The sequence below is a fragment of the Halomonas sp. C22 genome (genome assembly GCF_007655045.1).
In the GTDB taxonomy this organism is placed as follows: Bacteria; Pseudomonadota; Gammaproteobacteria; order Pseudomonadales; family Halomonadaceae; genus Vreelandella; species Vreelandella hamiltonii.
Window position 1 is genome coordinate 228,661 of record NZ_VBVC01000006.1, and the last position, 16,694, is coordinate 245,354.

16 protein-coding genes and 1 pseudogene are annotated in these 16,694 nt (G+C 60.1%); 16 read left to right on the top strand and 1 reads right to left on the bottom strand.

Annotated elements, in window-relative coordinates:
• The first annotated feature begins 103 nt into the window (after positions 1-103).
• The 15 genes from fabD (at position 104) to FEU76_RS13360 (ending at position 14,510) form a co-directional block, all read left to right on the top strand.
• The gene (gene fabD, locus FEU76_RS13290; protein ID WP_081137096.1) at positions 104-1,063 is read left to right on the top strand and encodes an ACP S-malonyltransferase; all 960 of its coding nucleotides are present in this window, start codon (positions 104-106) and stop codon (positions 1,061-1,063) included.
• A gap of 51 nt (positions 1,064-1,114) precedes the next feature.
• Positions 1,115-1,858, top strand: coding sequence for a 3-oxoacyl-ACP reductase FabG (gene fabG, locus FEU76_RS13295; RefSeq protein WP_039177293.1), 744 nt, complete (start codon positions 1,115-1,117; stop codon positions 1,856-1,858).
• A gap of 124 nt (positions 1,859-1,982) precedes the next feature.
• Positions 1,983-2,216, top strand: a complete 234-nt coding sequence (acpP, locus tag FEU76_RS13300; RefSeq protein WP_008956801.1) for an acyl carrier protein — start codon at positions 1,983-1,985, stop codon at positions 2,214-2,216.
• Between the two features lie 195 nt (positions 2,217-2,411).
• On the top strand, positions 2,412-3,650 hold the full coding sequence (fabF, locus tag FEU76_RS13305) for a beta-ketoacyl-ACP synthase II (protein WP_039177283.1): 1,239 nt from the start codon (positions 2,412-2,414) through the stop codon (positions 3,648-3,650).
• A 6-nt stretch (positions 3,651-3,656) separates the two neighbouring features.
• Positions 3,657-4,457, top strand: coding sequence for an aminodeoxychorismate lyase (gene pabC, locus FEU76_RS13310; RefSeq protein ID WP_144983591.1), 801 nt, complete (start codon positions 3,657-3,659; stop codon positions 4,455-4,457).
• A gap of 35 nt (positions 4,458-4,492) precedes the next feature.
• A complete protein-coding gene (mltG, locus tag FEU76_RS13315; RefSeq protein WP_039177276.1) occupies positions 4,493-5,500 on the top strand; it encodes an endolytic transglycosylase MltG in 1,008 nt (335 codons plus the stop codon).
• 54 nt (positions 5,501-5,554) lie between these two features.
• The gene (gene tmk, locus FEU76_RS13320) at positions 5,555-6,208 is read left to right on the top strand and encodes a dTMP kinase (protein WP_144983594.1); all 654 of its coding nucleotides are present in this window, start codon (positions 5,555-5,557) and stop codon (positions 6,206-6,208) included.
• Positions 6,199-7,182 carry a DNA polymerase III subunit delta' gene (locus FEU76_RS13325; protein WP_039177270.1) on the top strand — a complete coding sequence of 328 codons (984 nt, stop codon included), beginning with the start codon at positions 6,199-6,201 and terminating at the stop codon, positions 7,180-7,182. Before tmk ends, FEU76_RS13325 begins: the two co-directional genes overlap by 10 nt.
• A 24-nt stretch (positions 7,183-7,206) precedes the next feature.
• On the top strand, positions 7,207-7,542 hold the full coding sequence (locus tag FEU76_RS13330; protein WP_039177267.1) for a PilZ domain-containing protein: 336 nt from the start codon (positions 7,207-7,209) through the stop codon (positions 7,540-7,542).
• 37 nt (positions 7,543-7,579) lie between these two features.
• Complete coding sequence (locus tag FEU76_RS13335; protein ID WP_039177263.1) at positions 7,580-8,413, top strand: TatD family hydrolase; 834 nt, start codon at positions 7,580-7,582, stop codon at positions 8,411-8,413.
• Positions 8,414-8,440: 27 nt separating this feature from the next.
• A complete protein-coding gene (locus FEU76_RS13340; protein WP_096923148.1) occupies positions 8,441-9,001 on the top strand; it encodes a DUF1285 domain-containing protein in 561 nt (186 codons plus the stop codon).
• Positions 8,998-11,205, top strand: coding sequence for an ATP-dependent helicase (locus FEU76_RS13345; RefSeq protein WP_039177255.1), 2,208 nt, complete (start codon positions 8,998-9,000; stop codon positions 11,203-11,205). Before FEU76_RS13340 ends, FEU76_RS13345 begins: the two co-directional genes overlap by 4 nt.
• Before the next feature lie 140 nt (positions 11,206-11,345).
• Positions 11,346-12,575, top strand: a complete 1,230-nt coding sequence (locus FEU76_RS13350; protein ID WP_144983597.1) for a porin — start codon at positions 11,346-11,348, stop codon at positions 12,573-12,575.
• Between the two features lie 11 nt (positions 12,576-12,586).
• The gene (locus tag FEU76_RS13355) at positions 12,587-13,012 is read left to right on the top strand and encodes a hypothetical protein (RefSeq protein WP_039177248.1); all 426 of its coding nucleotides are present in this window, start codon (positions 12,587-12,589) and stop codon (positions 13,010-13,012) included.
• 103 nt (positions 13,013-13,115) lie between these two features.
• Positions 13,116-14,510, top strand: a complete 1,395-nt coding sequence (locus FEU76_RS13360; RefSeq protein WP_157779984.1) for a diguanylate cyclase domain-containing protein — start codon at positions 13,116-13,118, stop codon at positions 14,508-14,510.
• A 55-nt stretch (positions 14,511-14,565) separates the two neighbouring features.
• On the opposite strand, the gene FEU76_RS13365 is transcribed toward FEU76_RS13360, so the two are convergent.
• Positions 14,566-16,230, bottom strand: coding sequence for an electron transfer flavoprotein-ubiquinone oxidoreductase (locus FEU76_RS13365; protein WP_144983600.1), 1,665 nt, complete (start codon positions 16,228-16,230; stop codon positions 14,566-14,568).
• A 359-nt stretch (positions 16,231-16,589) separates the two neighbouring features.
• Between FEU76_RS13365 and FEU76_RS13370 the strand changes: the two are divergent.
• Positions 16,590-16,694: pseudogene (locus tag FEU76_RS13370) on the top strand (electron transfer flavoprotein subunit beta/FixA family protein); the annotation flags it as partial.

Sequence of the window (16,694 nt, forward strand, 5' to 3'; positions counted from 1 at the left end):
TATTGGAGGCAGCAGGAGATGCCGACACCCGTTGTCAAACGGGGACAATAGCTACGCCTATCGCTCAATTGAGCAAATGCCTACAAGAGCAAAGGTGAACGACATGTCTCAACCCCTTGCCCTCATTTTTCCCGGGCAGGGCTCTCAGCAGCTTGGAATGCTGCGAGAGCTGGCCGAGCGCTACAGCGTAGTGGGAACGACCTTTGAGGAAGCGTCAGATGCGTTGGGCTACGATTTGTGGAAAGTAGTCCAGGAAGGACCTGAAGATGCATTGAACGCGACCGCGTGCACCCAGCCGGCGCTGCTGACCTCCAGCGTGGCCATCTGGCGTGTATGGCAGGAGTTGGAAGGACCGCGCCCCAACATGATGGCTGGCCACAGCCTGGGCGAGTACAGTGCCATGGTGTGTGCCGGTGTCATGGGGTTTGCCGAGGGTGTGCAGCTGGTACGCCTGCGCGGTGAAGCCATGCAGCAGGCGGTGCCCGCTGGTCAGGGGGGGATGGCGGCCATCCTCGGGCTGGATGATCAGGCGGTAGAAGACGCCTGTGCGCAAGCAGCCCAGGGCGACGTGGTCGCTGCGGTCAACTACAATTCGCCTGGCCAGGTGGTCATCGCGGGCAGCAAGGCAGCCGTAGAGCGTGCTATCGTTGCCTGCCAGGAGGCGGGTGCCAAGCGTGCTCTGTCCCTGCCGGTCTCTGTGCCTTCGCACTGTGCGCTGATGAAGCCTGCGGCCGAGCAGTTGGCCGAGGCCATGCAGAAGATTGAACTGCGTGCACCTCGCTATACGGTGGTTCAGAATGTAGATGCCCAGGCGCATGCCGATATCGATACGCTGCGCACGCGGCTGATCGAACAGCTTTATCAGCCGGTGCGCTGGTCTGCCTGCGTCGAAGCGATGACCGAGCAAGGGGCGAGCGTGTTTATCGAGTGTGGTCCTGGTAAGGTGCTGACCGGCTTGAACAAGCGGATCGTGCGCAGTGCCAAGGGGTTGGCGGTCAATGACCCGGATAGCCTGGATGCCGCGCTGGAGTTGGCTCGCGAAGCGTTGGCAGATGGTGCGTGACCAGCGGTTGTTTTCTGCTACCTTTGCTAGTTTGGTGAAAGGATAAACGTAATGACGCAAGAAAAACGAGTGGCGCTGGTCACTGGCGCCAGCCGAGGTATCGGGCGAGCCATTGCTCACGAGCTGGGTCGCCAAGGGCGCATCGTGGTGGGAACCGCCACCAGCGAGTCGGGTGCCGAGAAAATCGATGCCGATCTCAAAGCCAATGGTATCGAAGGCGCTGGCCTGTGTCTGAACGTGACCGATCAGTCCAGCATCGATGAGGTGTTGAAGAGCATTACCGAGCGTTTCGGTGCGCCGACCATTCTGGTCAACAATGCCGGTATCACTCGTGATAACCTGCTCATGCGCATGAAGGAAGAGGAGTGGGATTCCGTCATGGATACCAACCTCAAGTCCGTCTATCGTGTCAGCAAGGCTTGTTTGCGCGGCATGACCAAGGCGCGCTTTGGTCGTATCGTGTCGATCAGCTCGGTGGTGGCGACCATGGGCAACCTGGGGCAAGCCAACTACGCGGCTGCCAAGGCGGGCATGGAAGGGTTCAGTCGTGCACTGGCCCGTGAAGTTGCCTCGCGTGCGATCACGGTCAATGCCGTGGCACCGGGTTTCATCGCGACCGACATGACCGAAGCGCTGCCGGAGGCGCAGCACGAGATGCTGCTCAAGCAGATTCCGCTCGCTCGCCTGGGTGGGCCGGAAGAGATCGCCGCCGCAGTAGGGTTCTTGACCAGTGATGCTGCAGGTTACATCACGGGTGAAACCCTGCATGTCAACGGCGGTATGAATATGCGTTGATGGCCTTGAGACTGGCGGTTGCGTCAGCTTGAGGGCGTCTATAAACTACCCCGCAGCTTTTGGCTTGCGGTTTCCAAATAGCTGGTTATCTATAACGGCTAATGTGAACGACTGGAGTACGTTGATGAGTACTATTGAAGAGCGCGTTAAAAAAGTTGTGGCAGAGCGCCTGAACGTAAAAGAAGAAGATATCCAGAATAGCTCTTCTTTCACAGAAGACCTGGGTGCTGACTCTCTGGACACCGTTGAACTGGTGATGGCGTTGGAAGAGGAATTCGACACCGAAATTCCTGACGAAGAAGCCGAGAAGATCACCACGGTTCAGGAAGCCATCGACTACGTGAACGCCCACCAGTAAGGGCTCGGTCGACGCTGTGAACCAGGGTGGCAAGCTGTCCACCCATGTTAAAAAAGCCGTCCTGATATGGGGCGGCTTTTTTGCTTTGCAGTCACAATGAATATAACGTGCAATCTCCGTTATACTAGTCACCAATTTTGTGCTGCAAGATGACCCGGACGGGTCGTGTCACCAAGGATGCCTGGAGGAAAGCTGATGGCGCGAAGAAGGGTAGTGGTAACTGGGTTAGGCCTGGTGACCCCAGTGGGCAACAACGTGGCTGAATCGTGGGCGAATATCGTCGCCGGTAAAAGTGGAATCGCAGCCATCGAGCATTTCGATACCAGCGGTTTCAACACGCGGTTTGGTGGTTCGGTCAAGGACTTTGATATCAGCCCTTATCTGAATCCGAAAGATGCCCGCAAGATGGATCTATTCATTCAGTACGGCATGGCAGCCGGAGCCCAGGCCATTAAGGATTCTGGCATCGAGTGCACCGAAGAGAATGCCGAGCGGATTGGTGTGGCGGTAGGTTCGGGCATTGGCGGCCTGCCGATGATCGAGCAGAACCACAGTGCGCTGCTCAAGGGGGGCGCTCGTCGCGTGTCGCCGTTCTTCGTTCCGGGATCCATCATCAACATGATTTCCGGCAACATGGCCATTCAGCATGGCTTCAAGGGCCCCAATATCGCGATTACCACGGCCTGTACGTCGGGTACTCACAATATCGGCTACAGTGCGCGTACCATCGCCTATGGCGATGCCGACGTGATGGTGTGTGGTGGCGCGGAAATGGCCACCACGCCTTTGGGCCTGGGGGGCTTTTCAGCGGCGCGTGCCCTGTCCACTCGTAATGACGACCCGCAAGCGGCCAGCCGCCCCTGGGATCGGGATCGGGACGGTTTCGTGCTGTCCGATGGGGCAGGCATTCTGGTGCTGGAAGAGTATGAGCACGCCAAGGCACGCGGGGCGCATATCTATGCGGAGCTGGCGGGCTTTGGCATGAGTGATGATGCTTATCATATGACTGCCCCGCCGGAAGATGGCCGAGGCGCTGCGCTTTCCATGAGCAACGCCATCAAGGACGCGGGTATCGACCCCTCCGACGTGGATTATATCAATGCCCATGGTACCTCGACGGCCGCAGGCGATCTGGCCGAAAGTCGTGCCGTCGAGAAGGTGCTGGGGAGCGCTGCTCAAGACGTGGCGGTCAGTTCGACCAAGTCCATGATTGGCCACCTGCTGGGCGCGGCCGGTGCGGTCGAGGCGGTGTTCAGTATCCTGGCAATTCGTGACCAGGTGGCACCGCCCACCATCAACCTGGATAACCCCCAGGAGGGCTGTCGCCTCGACTACGTGCCCCACACTGCCCGCGACATGCGCATCGATATCACGCTCTCCAACTCCTTCGGGTTTGGTGGCACCAACGGTTCGCTGCTGTTCAAGCGGGTATAGCGCGTCATGACCATGCCTTGGGTGCCGTTCGATGACCGAGGGCTGGCGTATGGGGATGGTCTGTTCGAAACGGTGCTGCTTCGTGAAGGGCAGCCCGTGCTGTGGTCATACCATCAGGCAAGATTGGCCTCGGGGTGCCAGCGGCTTGGTATCCCGATGCCTGCTGATTCAGCACTTGCCGATACGTGGAAAACCCCAGTAGAGGCACCTCTGGAGGTGCTCAAGGTCATCGTGACCCGGGGCAGCGGGGGGCGTGGTTACGCGCTCCCCGATCAAGTAGCGCCAAGGCTGCTGAGTCGTAGAACGCCCTTTGCTGCCAGCCCCGAGCGCTGGCAGCAGGGGGTGCGCGTGCGCTTATGCCAACTGCGGCTGGGTCACCAGCCGCAGTTGGCGGGCATCAAGCACTTGAACCGCCTCGAAAACGTGCTTGCCCGCCGAGAATGGCGGGCAAGTGCCATTGCTGAAGGGCTGCTGCTCGATCACAGCGATAACGTCATCGAAGCGACCAGCATGAACCTGTTCTGGCAATCGGGTCAGGCGTTGTTCACGCCCTTCGTCGATGGCTGTGGCGTCGCAGGAACGCTGCGGGCTGCGCTACTGGAGCTGGGACATGTCAGGGAGAGCAAGCTGCCTGTGAGCGCGCTCTCCAGCGTCGAGCGCCTTTGGGTGGGCAACTCTGTGCAAGGCGTGTGGCCCGTACATCGGTTGGATGACCCGCAGGGCAGCATCTTGCGTACCTGGCCGGAGGTGCAAGGCCCCGACCCGTTACAGCGGGTGGCCCATCCGCTATTGGGCTATCCAGCCTGAATAGCCAACAACGACTTTGAAATCACTGAGGTGACATCGTGAAACGGTTTCTTATCGCCGTGGGGCTGATCATTGCGCTAGGCGTTGCCGCAGTGGCCGGTGGCTACGCCTATTGGCAGCATCGTCTGGCGGCGCCTATTGCGCTGGATGAGCCAGCGCTTTACCAGGTGCCTGCCGGTGCAGGCTTCAATCAGGTGCTTCGTCAGTTGGAAGCGGAAGGCATTATCCAGGCGCGCTGGCCCTTCCAGCTGCTGGCGCGGCTGGAGCCCGAGCAAGTGCCGCGTCTGCGGGTAGGCGAATATCAGCTGGTGCCGGGCATGAGCGGTATGGAGTTGGTGGCACTGCTGGGCAGCAACAATGTGGTGACGTACCCGTTGACCATCCCGGAAGGGTGGACCTTCCGCCAGATGCGCGCTTTGCTGGACAGTGCCCCGAAGCTGGAAAATCGCACCGCCGAGATGAGCGATGACGAGGTCATGGCCTTATTGGGGCGTGAAGGCACGTTTCCTGAGGGTTGGTTCTTTCCGGATACTTACCGCTACCACCTGGGCATGAGCGATGTGGATATTCTGCGCCAGTCGCTGAGTCGCATGGAGCGAATCCTGGAAGAGGTCTGGGAGCAGCGTGATGACGACCTGACCATCGATACCCCTTACGAGGCGTTGATCATGGCGTCGTTGATCGAACGCGAAACCGGTGCGCCGGAAGAGCGTCGTGAAATCGCCGGGGTGTTCAAGCGTCGTATGGAGCAGGGCATGCGGCTGCAAACCGACCCGACCATCATCTATGGCATGGGCGAGCGTTATCAGGGGCGCATTACTCGCGCCGACATCCGCGAGGCAACCCCCTACAATACTTACGTGATCGATGGCCTTCCGCCCACGCCCATCGCCATGCCGGGGCGCGCCTCGCTGGAGGCGGCGGTGAATCCGTTGCCGGGTGAAACGCTCTACTTCGTTTCTCGTGGCGATGGTACGCACCACTTTTCGCGCACCCTGCGCGAGCACAACAATGCGGTGAATCGCTATATTCGCAACCGCTGACACACAGATCATGGCGAGCATTATCATGGCGTATCTATTCCGTAAGGGGCAGCAATGAGCAAGCGTGGTCGCTTCATCACCCTGGAGGGTGGTGAGGGCGTCGGAAAATCTACCAACGTGGCGTTCGTGGAGGCCTGGCTGAAAGAGCAGGGGCTCGACGTAGTGCGAACCCGTGAGCCCGGTGGCACGCCGCGTGCCGAAGCCATTCGCGAGCTGCTGCTGGATCCTGCACCTCAGGAGCCGCTGAGCGTGGACGCTGAGCTACTGCTGGTCTTCGCGGCCCGAGCACAGCATCTGGCCGAAAAAATCGTGCCGGCTCTGGAGCGCGGGGCCTGGGTGGTGTGTGACCGCTTCACCGACGCCACCTTTGCGTATCAGGGTGGCGGGCGTGGCATCGATCCGGCGCGCATTGCTCAGTTGGAGTGCTTCGTTCAGCAAGGGCTTTCTCCGGATTTGACGCTGCTGCTGGACATGCCCGTCGAGGCTGCCCGACAACGCCTGGAAGGGCGGTTGCGTGATCTCAACACCCAGCGCGACCGTTTCGAGCAGGAGCATGCCGCGTTTTTCAGCGCCGTGCGTGAGGCTTACCTGGCGCGGGCCCAGGCGGCACCGCAGCGCTTTGCCGTGGTCGATGCGGCACAGCCTCTCGAAGGCGTGCAGGCGGCCATTGCGCGCGCACTGGAAGCACGGATGGCGCAATGGTCGTGAATGATGTCTTGCCGTGGCACCAGGCGACGTGGCGGCAGCTGGTGCGCCTGTCCGACAGCGGTCGCATGCCCCATGCGCTGCTGCTCAGCGGCGCCCATGGGGTGGGCAAGCAGCAGCTTGCCGAAGCGCTGATCGCACGCACGCTGTGCGCGCAGCCCGGTGACCAGGCGTGTGGTCATTGCCATGCCTGCCATATGCTGGCGTCAGGCTATCACCCCGACCTGCTGAGGGTGTCGCCGGAGGAGGGCAAGCGACAAATTCGCATAGACCCCATTCGCGAGGTCAACCGTTTCGTGTCACAAACGGCGCAGCAGGGCGGCTACCGAGTCATCGTCGTGTCACCGGCGGAGGCCATGAACATCGCGGCGGCCAATGCGCTGCTCAAGAGCCTCGAGGAGCCAGGTGAAAAGACGCTGTTCATTCTGCTCTCCGATGTACCCTCTCGCACGCTGCCCACCATCCGTTCGCGCTGCCAGCAGTGGGCGCTACCCAGCGTGGCATTCGACGAGTGCCGTGGCTGGCTGACCCAGCAGTTGGGCGGTGACGAGGCACACTTCTGGTGGCAAGTTTCAGGCGGACTGCCCTTGCTGGCGGTGGAGCTGGCGGCGCCGGAGGAGCGGGCGCTACGCCATCAGATTCATGACTGCTTCGAGCAGCTGGTCAGGGGTGCCGAACCGGTGGCGGAGGCGGCGAGGTTGGATCGTCAGGCGATCGATTCGATCTTGTGGTACGGTATCGCCTGGCTTGAAGACTTGATCCGGCTGGGGCTGTCGGGCGAGCAAAGCGCGTTGCACAATCCCGATCTTGCGCCATTGTATCGACAAGCCGTCAAGAATGGCCGGGTTCAGGACTGGTTTCGACTGCTCGATTACGCCCGCGAGCAACGTCGGCTACTGGCCGTGGGAGCCAACCCCAATCCGCAACTGGTGCTGGAGGCCTGGCTGGTACGTTGGTCGGCCCTGCTGCGCTCATGACAACGTGTTTCTGACGAGGTGGTGATGGCTGCTCAAAAAGCGCTCTCCTTGACCATACCGGATGTGCCTACGCTGCTCGCTGCCTATATGCCTTTTCTGGATCGCGGCGGGATCTTTGTCCCCACGTCTTCGCTCTATCGTCTCGGGCAGCCGGTGGTATTGCTGTTGACGCTGCCGGGAGAGACCGAACGCCTTTCTGTCAGCGGTCAGGTCATCTGGATTTCGCCCGAAGGTGTCAGCGGTCGGCGGATGCCGGGCATCGGGGTGCACTTCAGCCAACAGGATTATCCCGTTCGCGACCGGATCGAGACTTTGCTGGCCGGTCAGTTGGACAAGGCGCCGCCTTCGTTCACGTTGTAACATCGTCGTCACGCCACTCATCCCCTGCGAGATTTTCATGTTCGTTGATTCACACTGTCATCTGGACCGCCTATCCGAGCTTACTCACGGCGGCGACGTTGCTGCCACGCTGGCAGCAGCGCGTGCTGCTCACGTGCATCAGTTTCTGGCCATCTCGACCTCGCTGGAAGAGTTGCCTGGTCTGGCCGCCATCGCCAGAGAACATGAGGACGTGGTGATATCGGCAGGGCTGCATCCACTGCATCAGGCTCCGGTAGAGCCTAGCGTGGAGCAGATCGTGGAGGCCGCCCAGCAGTACGACGTGGTGGCCATCGGGGAAACCGGGCTGGATTACCACTATCAGGAGAGCGTGCCTCAGGCCGTTCAGCACGAACGCTTCAAGCGTCACCTGATGGCTGCTGCCGAGCTGGAGCTGCCGGTCATCGTGCATACGCGAGAGGCCAAGGAGGACACCTTGGCCTTGCTGCGTGAATATGCCGATCCTCACGTCGGTGGGGTACTGCACTGCTTCACCGAAGATCTGGACATGGCCCGAGAGGCGGTTCGGCTCGGCTTCTACATTTCGCTGTCGGGAATCATCACGTTTCGTAATGCCGCGCCATTGCGAGAGTTGGCTCGACAACTGCCCCTCGACAGGCTGCTGATTGAAACCGATAGTCCCTATCTGGCCCCCGTGCCTCATCGCGGTAAGCCCAATGAGCCTGCCTGGGTCGTCGAAGTCGCCGAGTGCATTGCTCAGCAGCGCGGTATCACCACCGACGAGGTCGCCATGCAGACCACCGCCAATTTCTACCATCTGTTTCGTGGTGCCGTTCCCGATGCACCGCCTCATGTCAAAGAAGCGCTGGCCCAGTCGGGTCTGTTGGTATAGCGCTCGGCGCAGTTCAGGAGAAGGGCGATGACGCTGGATCGGCTACTGCAGCAACGGGGTGACGCGGCAGATATTCCCCCGCTGGATACCTGGCACCCTGCGCTGTCTGGCGACATGGATATCGTGATTCATCCAGACGGCACCTGGCAGCACGAGGGGCAGCCGTTTGCGCGTCCGGCGGTGGCGAAGCTGCTGGCAAGCCTGCTACGCCTGGACGATGAGGGGTACTGCCTGGTGACACCTGCAGAGCGCTGGCGCGTTCAAGTAGTGGATCGTCCGCTGCTGATCGTGGAAGCGGATTTCTACGATGATGCCTGGTGGTTCAAGACTCAGTTCGACGATGTGGTGCGGCTGGACCACCAGCACCCGCTGACGCTGACCGCCACCCCCGACGGAGAGCTGGCCCCCGAGTGTGCGGTGCGCTTTGGCCTGGCCGCGCGCCTGCATCGCAACGTGTTCTATCGGCTGGTCGAGCAGGCCCAGATACACGAGCTGGCCGGTGGCCGCAGCGAATGCCGCCTCTACAGTGCGGGTGAATGGCATCGGTTGGGCATGTGGGATAACGGCGTGGCGGGTGAGGTATCGTGAAACTGACCGCCGAACAGCAGGCCGTCGTTCGTCATGGTGCCGGGCATGCGCGGGTGGCGGCGGTAGCAGGAGCCGGTAAGACGACCACCATGGCCGCACGCGTGCTGCACCTGTTGGCGCAGGGAGTCTCCCCACGTCGGATGCTGGTGCTGATGTTCAACCGCTCGGCCAAGGATGATTTTCAACGCCGCCTTGCCAAAATGGCACCGCAGGGGCAAGCCCTGCCGGATGTGCGTACCTTCCATTCGCTCGGGCATCGGCTCACGCAAAGTTTGTGTCGTTGGGGGGCGCTGGCGCCGCGGCGTCTGCTCTCTGCCGAGTGGCAGATGGAGCGTCTGCTGCGCCAGGCAAGCCTCAATGTGCTGGACGATGCCGAGCAACGCGATGCCGCCCTGGAAGGGGACCGCCTGGAAGCGCTGGCCCATTTTTGTGCTCTGGTCAAAGCAGAAATGTTGCCTGCTGCCACGCTGTATGAGCAACTGAGCTACGAGCCTGACACTGATTACTTTCCGGCGGCCTTCGGCGAGGCCGAGCGCCTGCTGGAAGCCGAAGGCGTCATGACTTACGCGGACTTGCTCTACCGCCCGCTGCAAGCGCTGGAGGCCGAACCTGTTTTGCGTCAGCGGGTCGAAGGGTTCCTCGACCACGTCATCGTAGATGAATACCAGGATATCAATACCGTTCAGCAGCGGCTTCTGGCCGTGCTGGCAGGCCCTGATGCCAGCGTCATGGCAGTGGGAGATGCCAATCAGTGCATCTATGAATGGCGGGGTGCCAGGCCGGACACCATGCTCGAAAACTTTACCGCCACGTTCGGCACCGCCACGGATTATCCGCTCTCCACGACCTTTCGCCATGGGCACGCGCTGGCGCTGACGGCCAACCACGCCATCATGGCGAACCAGCGCCGCCCCGACCAGCTATGCTTGGCGGCTGCCCAGAATCCGAAGACTCAGGTCCGCGTGGGGCTGGGCAGCCGCCTGTTGCTGGATGCCCTGATGGACTGGCAGGCCCAGGGGCGGGCATTGAGTGATGCCAGCCTGCTGGTGCGCAGCTGGGCGCTTTCGGTGCCTTTTCAGCTGGCGCTGCTTCAGGCCGGGGTGCCTTTTCGGCTGCTGCGTGAGGATCGCTTCGTGTTTCGCCTGCCGCTGGTACAGGCACTGGCAGGCTATTTGAAGCTGTCGCGGCGGGCCGAACTGCTGCACGATCCCGAGCATCTGCTGCTGTTGCTGTCCCAGCCCACGCCCTTCGTGGCCCGTGAGCGCCTGCAGCGCCTGGCGTCTCAGCTGGCGGCCACCCAGCGCTGGCCAGAGCGAGATGATGCCGTGCTGTCAACGCTCAAACCCTTGCAGCGGCGTACGCTGAAAAAACGCTGGGAACTGCTGTGCGAGCTGCCGCGTTTGGCTGGCTGGCCGCCAGCTCGGCTGCTGCATCACGTAGTGGATACCATCGATGCCGAGAAAACCCTCAAGCGCGCGGCTGCTCGGCGCGATAAAGGCGAGGAAGACGTGCGTCTGCTGGACGTGTTGATCGAACAGGCGGAGAGCGTCCAGGATCCTGATGCCTTCATCGAGCTGCTGGAGCGCCCAGTAGAAAATCAGGCCCAGGGCGTGTTGATTACCACGGTGCATGGTGCCAAAGGTCTGGAGTGGCCGCTGGTGGCAGTGGCCGGCGTCAATGAAGAGGACTTTCCCCACTACAGCCGTGACAACCCGCTCAGCGATGATCGTCTGGAAGAGGAGCGGCGACTGTTTTACGTGGCCATCACCCGCGCCAAAGAGCAGCTATTGGTGCTGCACGACGGTGGCGCTCATCGCCCCAGCCGGTTCATTGGTGAAAGCGCCTGGCAGGATGCCGTGCGTATTGCTGAATGCCTGCATGATGAGGGCGGTAGCGCCGAGCCGCTGGAGGTATCGTCACCTAGCCTGGTGAGACGCTACCTCGACCGGTTGGGGCGCAGTGATATCGTTCTGGCCGCCGCGCAGCTCAAGGAAGCGCCTGCGGACTATCAAGTGACCATGTCGTTCTACCCGGGCCAGCGTCTGCGACATGCCGTATTTGGGGAAGGGGAGGTGGCGGCCGTGGAGGGCAACCCGTCGGACCCCGTCATCGACGTGAGATTCGTGCAAGCGGGGCGTCGACGGCTGATCGCACGGCGTGCGCCCATCGAAGTCGTGGAACCTGCTGGCAGCGCCATTGGCTGACGCTCTTGAGTGCCTGCCGACCTTGTCAATAGTCCACCTTTAACTGTATACGACGCAAGGTCTCCATCCGGTGTTTGACTTACCCTGATACTGCCGATTAAATGCTTTGAAGTTAACTATTTACCTTGCGGGTAATCGGCATGCCAAGGCATTTCGTCAGGTCGTTCGCCATCTTCCTCGTGATATACAGCAGCACTACGACGGCTGACGGCTCGCTACCCAGCGCCACCTTGAACGGCTTTGGCACTCTTGGAGTAGTGCATGCCGATATCTCCAATGCCGATTTTGTTGCTGACCCACTCGCTTCTTCGGGGGCAGGTTTCAGTGGACACTGGAGTGCCGAAGTCGATAGTCGCCTTGGCCTGCAGGCAATGGTGTCGGCGACGTCAACGCTTTCCGCCACCGTACAGGTGGTCAGTGAAAAGCGCTTCGATGGCTCTTATGCGCCTGAGTTCGAGTGGGCTTATCTCCAGTTTGATGCCACGCCACAGCTGAGCCTTCGCGCTGGTCGTATGGTGCAGGGCAATTTTCTAAACTCCGAATACCGCAAGGTCAACTACGCCACGCCGTGGGTCAGGCCTCCCTCTGAGGTTTATCGCCTCGTGCCCGTTGCCAACTTTGACGGTGTCGATCTGCGCTACCGCTACTCTACAGGCACGGTCGTGCATGATCTGCGGCTCAGCTACGGTGGCGGCAACGTGGAGTATTCGTCTGGCGATATCGAGGCCTCCGACTCGTGGGGTATATCGCAACGCACCCAATGGGGCGATTTCACGCTCTTCGCCAGCTATGGTGAGCTCAGCGTCAGCGCCGAAGAGTTGACCCGGTTTTTTGACATCTACCGGCTCTTTGGCCCACCGGGTGAATCGCTTGCCAATCGCTACGAGGTGGATGGCAAGGCGTTGCGAGTACTTGGCATTGGTGTTGGCTATGACCCTGGCCCCTGGTTTGCTCAGGCAGAGTGGGCCCGGCTCTCTTCAGCATCGTTGGTGGGGCGTGGAGAAAGTGTTCATGTCACTGCAGGTTATCGTTTTGGTAGCTGGACGCCTTTTGCCGCGTTTGGCAGCGCGCGCGTATTGAGCGACACCTTCGAGCCGGGGCTGGATCCTGCGCTTTATCCCTCTCCTTTCGCAGAGGGGGCCCTATTGCTGAACGGCACGCTCAATGCGTTGCTGGCCTCCGGGCTTCAGCAGGATAGCCAGACCTTGGGGGTACGCTGGGACTTTCGCCCCGGCATGGCCTTGACCGCACAATATGATCATCTGGATTTTCGCTCGGGCTCCCCAGGAGGGCTCATCAACCAGCAGCCCGGCTTTCAGCCAGGTGGCGCTGTCAACGTGTTCAGCCTTGCGCTCGACTTTGTATTTTAGGGGGCGTGAACATGACTAAGCGGTTAACTCGGGTCTGTTACCTTGTCATGCTCTGTGTGCTTCCCTGCACGGTGATGGCTGACCTTCTTGTGGTAGTGGCCGCAGAGGCGACGCTGGATCGCATACAGCGCCAAGAGCTAAAAGATCTCTATTTGGAAAGTCGCTCCCCGCTCCGAGGGCAGGCGCATATGGTTCCTATAGATCAGTCCGAGCGGACACCCGAGCATAGCGAGTTTTATCGTCGTTATATTGAAAAAACGCCCGCGCAGCTGCGGGCTCATTGGGCCAGGTTGATTTTTACCGGACGCGGCCAGCCGCCGCTCACATTGCCCGATAGCCAAGCCGTCGTGGATAGGCTGATTGGTGATCCAAGAGCCTTGGGGTACATAGATGCCCGCTTTCTGGATGAGCGGCTCAAGGTGGTGACGGTTGAGTAGCCTCAAAGGCCCGGAACCCGGCAGGGCGACTCAGCAGAGCGAGGGTGTTTGGCACCAATGGTTGGCCGACCCTCGTGTGCTGTTCGGAACGGTTGTCATGCTCATGCTGGCCATCATCTGGAGCAGTACTCATTATCTGGTCACGCGTGAGCAAGCTGCCATCAAGCGGCAGGTCGAGCTGTCCATTTTGGACGTTGCGGATACTTATGAAGCGCGAGTGTTGCGCTCGCTGAGAGAAATTGATTCCACCTTGAAGCTCGTCGACCTGGTCGCCAGCCAGCAGCAAACAGGCATCCTGGATGCGCTTCAAGAGTATGCCTTGCTCCCGCCCGAGCTGATCTTTTCCGTGGGTATCGTCGATGCGCAAGGGCAGGTGATGGAGAGCTCCGGTGTCTGGGATGGAGCTGCGAGCATCGTATTGCCTCCCTTGTCGTTGGCTCCTGGATTGTTCATCGAGGCCTTTTCGGACGAGGGGCGCGAGCTGTTTCTCTTTGCAAGATTGTTGAGCGACGTTGGATATGGCAATGCTCCCGTATGGGGCATTTTGGCGGTGAGTGCAGACTATTTTGTCAGTGGCTATGACGCTGCCGCGTTGGGTGAGCGGGGTGTTTTGGCGTTAGTCGATGCCTCACATGTCACTCGTGTTGCACGAAGTGGGGATCGCCTGTATTCGGGCGTTGCCATGGAACTGAGTAACGATGAGGACGCTTTGGGCAGCGGCGATGCGCCCTTTATTGCCCATTGGCTTGGTAGCGAACGAATGACGTTGGTGAAGCCGCTGTATAACTTCCCCTTGTCTGTCGTGGTGGGTATCTCCGTTGATGAGAAGCTGGCCAGTGCCAGTCCGATGATACGTCGTTACTGGCTACGCGCCGTGATCGCGAGTGTGGTGGCGCTGTTGATCCTTGGGGTGCTGACCTGGCAGAGCCTGCAACTGCAGCGCGAGCGACAGCGGGCGACAGACGAACGCTTGCGACATGCCCATCATATCGAGCACCTCGCGTTTCACGATACGCTGACCAATTTGCCCAACAGAGTCTATTTGAGTTTTGTGATGCGCAAAGCGCTGGAGCAAAAGCGTGATGAGGGGGGCTTTGCCCTGCTGTTCCTCGATCTGGATCGCTTCAAGAACGTCAACGATTCACTGGGTCATGAGGCGGGGGACAGGCTGCTGGAGCTCGTGGCGAAGCGCTTGGTGGCGGCAGTGCGTGAACAGGATGTCGTCGCTCGCCTGGGCGGCGATGAGTTTGTCATTCTGGTAAGAAGCGTCACCCAGCGTGAGCCGGTGGCTCGCATAGCCGATCAGTTGGTGGCAACGATCCAGGAGCCTTTCATACTTCACCAAGAGACGTGCTCGATTTCGGTCAGTATTGGCGTCGCCTTCTTTCCCGACGATGGGCTCGATGAGCAAACGTTGATGAAGTGTGCCGATATAGCAATGTATCGAGCCAAGCAGGCGGGCAAGAACGCAGCATTTTTTTACGCTGAATCGGTTTAGCGAAGATTCGCAGTCGGTGCTGCCCCCTGAAGGGGCAGCACGAGACAGGCAAGCGTTACATGTTCGGATAGTTCGGGCCGCCACCGCCTTCGGGGGCTACCCAGGTGATGTTCTGGGCCGGGTCCTTGATATCGCAGGTCTTGCAGTGTACGCAGTTCTGGAAGTTGATCTGGAAGCGTGGCTGGCCCTGGTCATCCTCCACCACTTCATAGACACCCGCTGGGCAGTAGCGCTGTGCGGGCTCGGCGTATGTCGGCAGGTTGTCGCGAATCGGCAACGCCGGGTCAGCCAGGCGCAGGTGGCAGGGCTGGTCTTCCTCATGGTTGGTGTTCGAGAGAAATACCGAGGTGGACTTGTCGAAGGACAGCTTGCCGTCCGGCTTCGGATACTGAATCTTCTCGAATTCGGCCGCCGGTTTCAGGGCACCGTGGTCGGTGGTGGTATCGTGCACGTTGGGCAGCTTGTTGCCCAGCAGCTGGTTCGCGAAGTTATAAGCCCCGCCGCCGACCGTGCCATATTTATGGATGGCCGGACCAAAGCTGGCGCTCTCTTTCAACTCCTGGTAAGCCCAGCTGGCCTCCCACAAGCGTTCGAAGCTGGCCAGCGTCTGCCCACCCTCGTCGCCGCCCTTGATGGCTTCGAAGACGCTTTCTGCCGCCACCATGCCTGATTTCATGGCGGTGTGCAGCCCCTTGATCTTGGCAAAGTTCAGCGTGCCCGCGTCACAACCAATCAGCAGGCCACCAGGGAAGGTCATCTTGGGCAGGCAGTTGAAGCCTCCCTTGGCAATCGCGCGCGCGCCATAAGCCACCCGCTTGCCGCCTTCCAGATATTGGCTGAGCACCGGGTGATGCTTCATGCGCTGGAACTCGTCGAAGGGCGAGAGCCACGGGTTCTGGTAGCCAAGGTCCATGATCAGCCCTACCACGACCTGCTGGTTTTCTGCGTGGTAGAGAAACCAGCCGCCGTGGGTCTTGCTGTCCAGTGGCCAACCAGAGCCGTGAACCACCAGGCCGGGCTCGTGCTTGTCGGCGGGTACATCCCACAGCTCTTTCAGCCCGATACCGTAGTGTTGGGGGTCTCGGCCAGCATCCAGCGAGAACTGCTTGATCAGACGTTTGCCTAGATGGCCTCTGGCACCCTCGGCAAAGAGCGTATACTTGGCGCGCAGCTCCATGCCGGGCATATGGCCATCCTTGGGTGTGCCATCGGCACCGATGCCCATGTCACCAATCAGGATGCCGCGCACCACGTCATCCTCGATGATCACTTCCTGGGCGGCGAAGCCCGGAAATATCTCGACGCCCAGGGATTCTGCCTGCTCACCCAGCCAGCGGCACAGGTTGCCTGCGCTGATCACGTAGCGAGTCAGTTCACCGCCGGTGTTGTGCATGCTCTTGGGTACCAGCGCATTGGGGATTTTCTGCGCCTTTTCGGCATCCTTCAGCAAATAGACATCGTCGCGCGTGGCGGGCGTATTCAGGGGAGCGCCGCGCTCTTCCCAGTCGGGAAACAGCTCCGCCAGGGCACGGGGTTCGAATACCGCGCCAGACAGAATATGCGCTCCCACTTCAGACCCTTTCTCGACCACACAAACGGTCAGCTCTTGCTCCGCTTCGTTGGCCTGCTGCATCAAACGGCAGGCGGCGGCCAAGCCAGAGGGGCCTGCGCCCACGATGACCACGTCAAAATCCATTACATCGCGTTCAACGGTTTCCACCTGGTTTCTCCTTATTCTCATAAGCGCCACCCGCCGATGCTAGCGATTGAGCACTAGCTTATGAAAAGATGGCCTTAATTTAAAACGGTCGTTTGCTTCTGGTTGTCTCCCATGATAGGCATAATACCTGTGTCAGGTAACCCCTACGATGGCAAAAGCGCACTTTACGGTAAAAGCCGCCAGCGACTACGACCAAGGCCGCAGTGATTAGGTGTTGTTGCATAAAGGCAGGCTGTGGCAAATTGATAGGGTTTTTCATTTACTAGCCTATCAAACGCTTGCATGAATTTTTTTTACGCTGCCATCTGAGCAGCGTCTGTTCAGGTCAACGGCTGTCATCCAGGCCAAGCGAGGAACCTATGAAAGTATTGGTCGCGGTAAAACGCGTCATCGACTACAACGTCAAGATCCGCGTCAAGGCGGATCACTCCGATGTGGATCTGACCAACGTCAAGATGGCCATG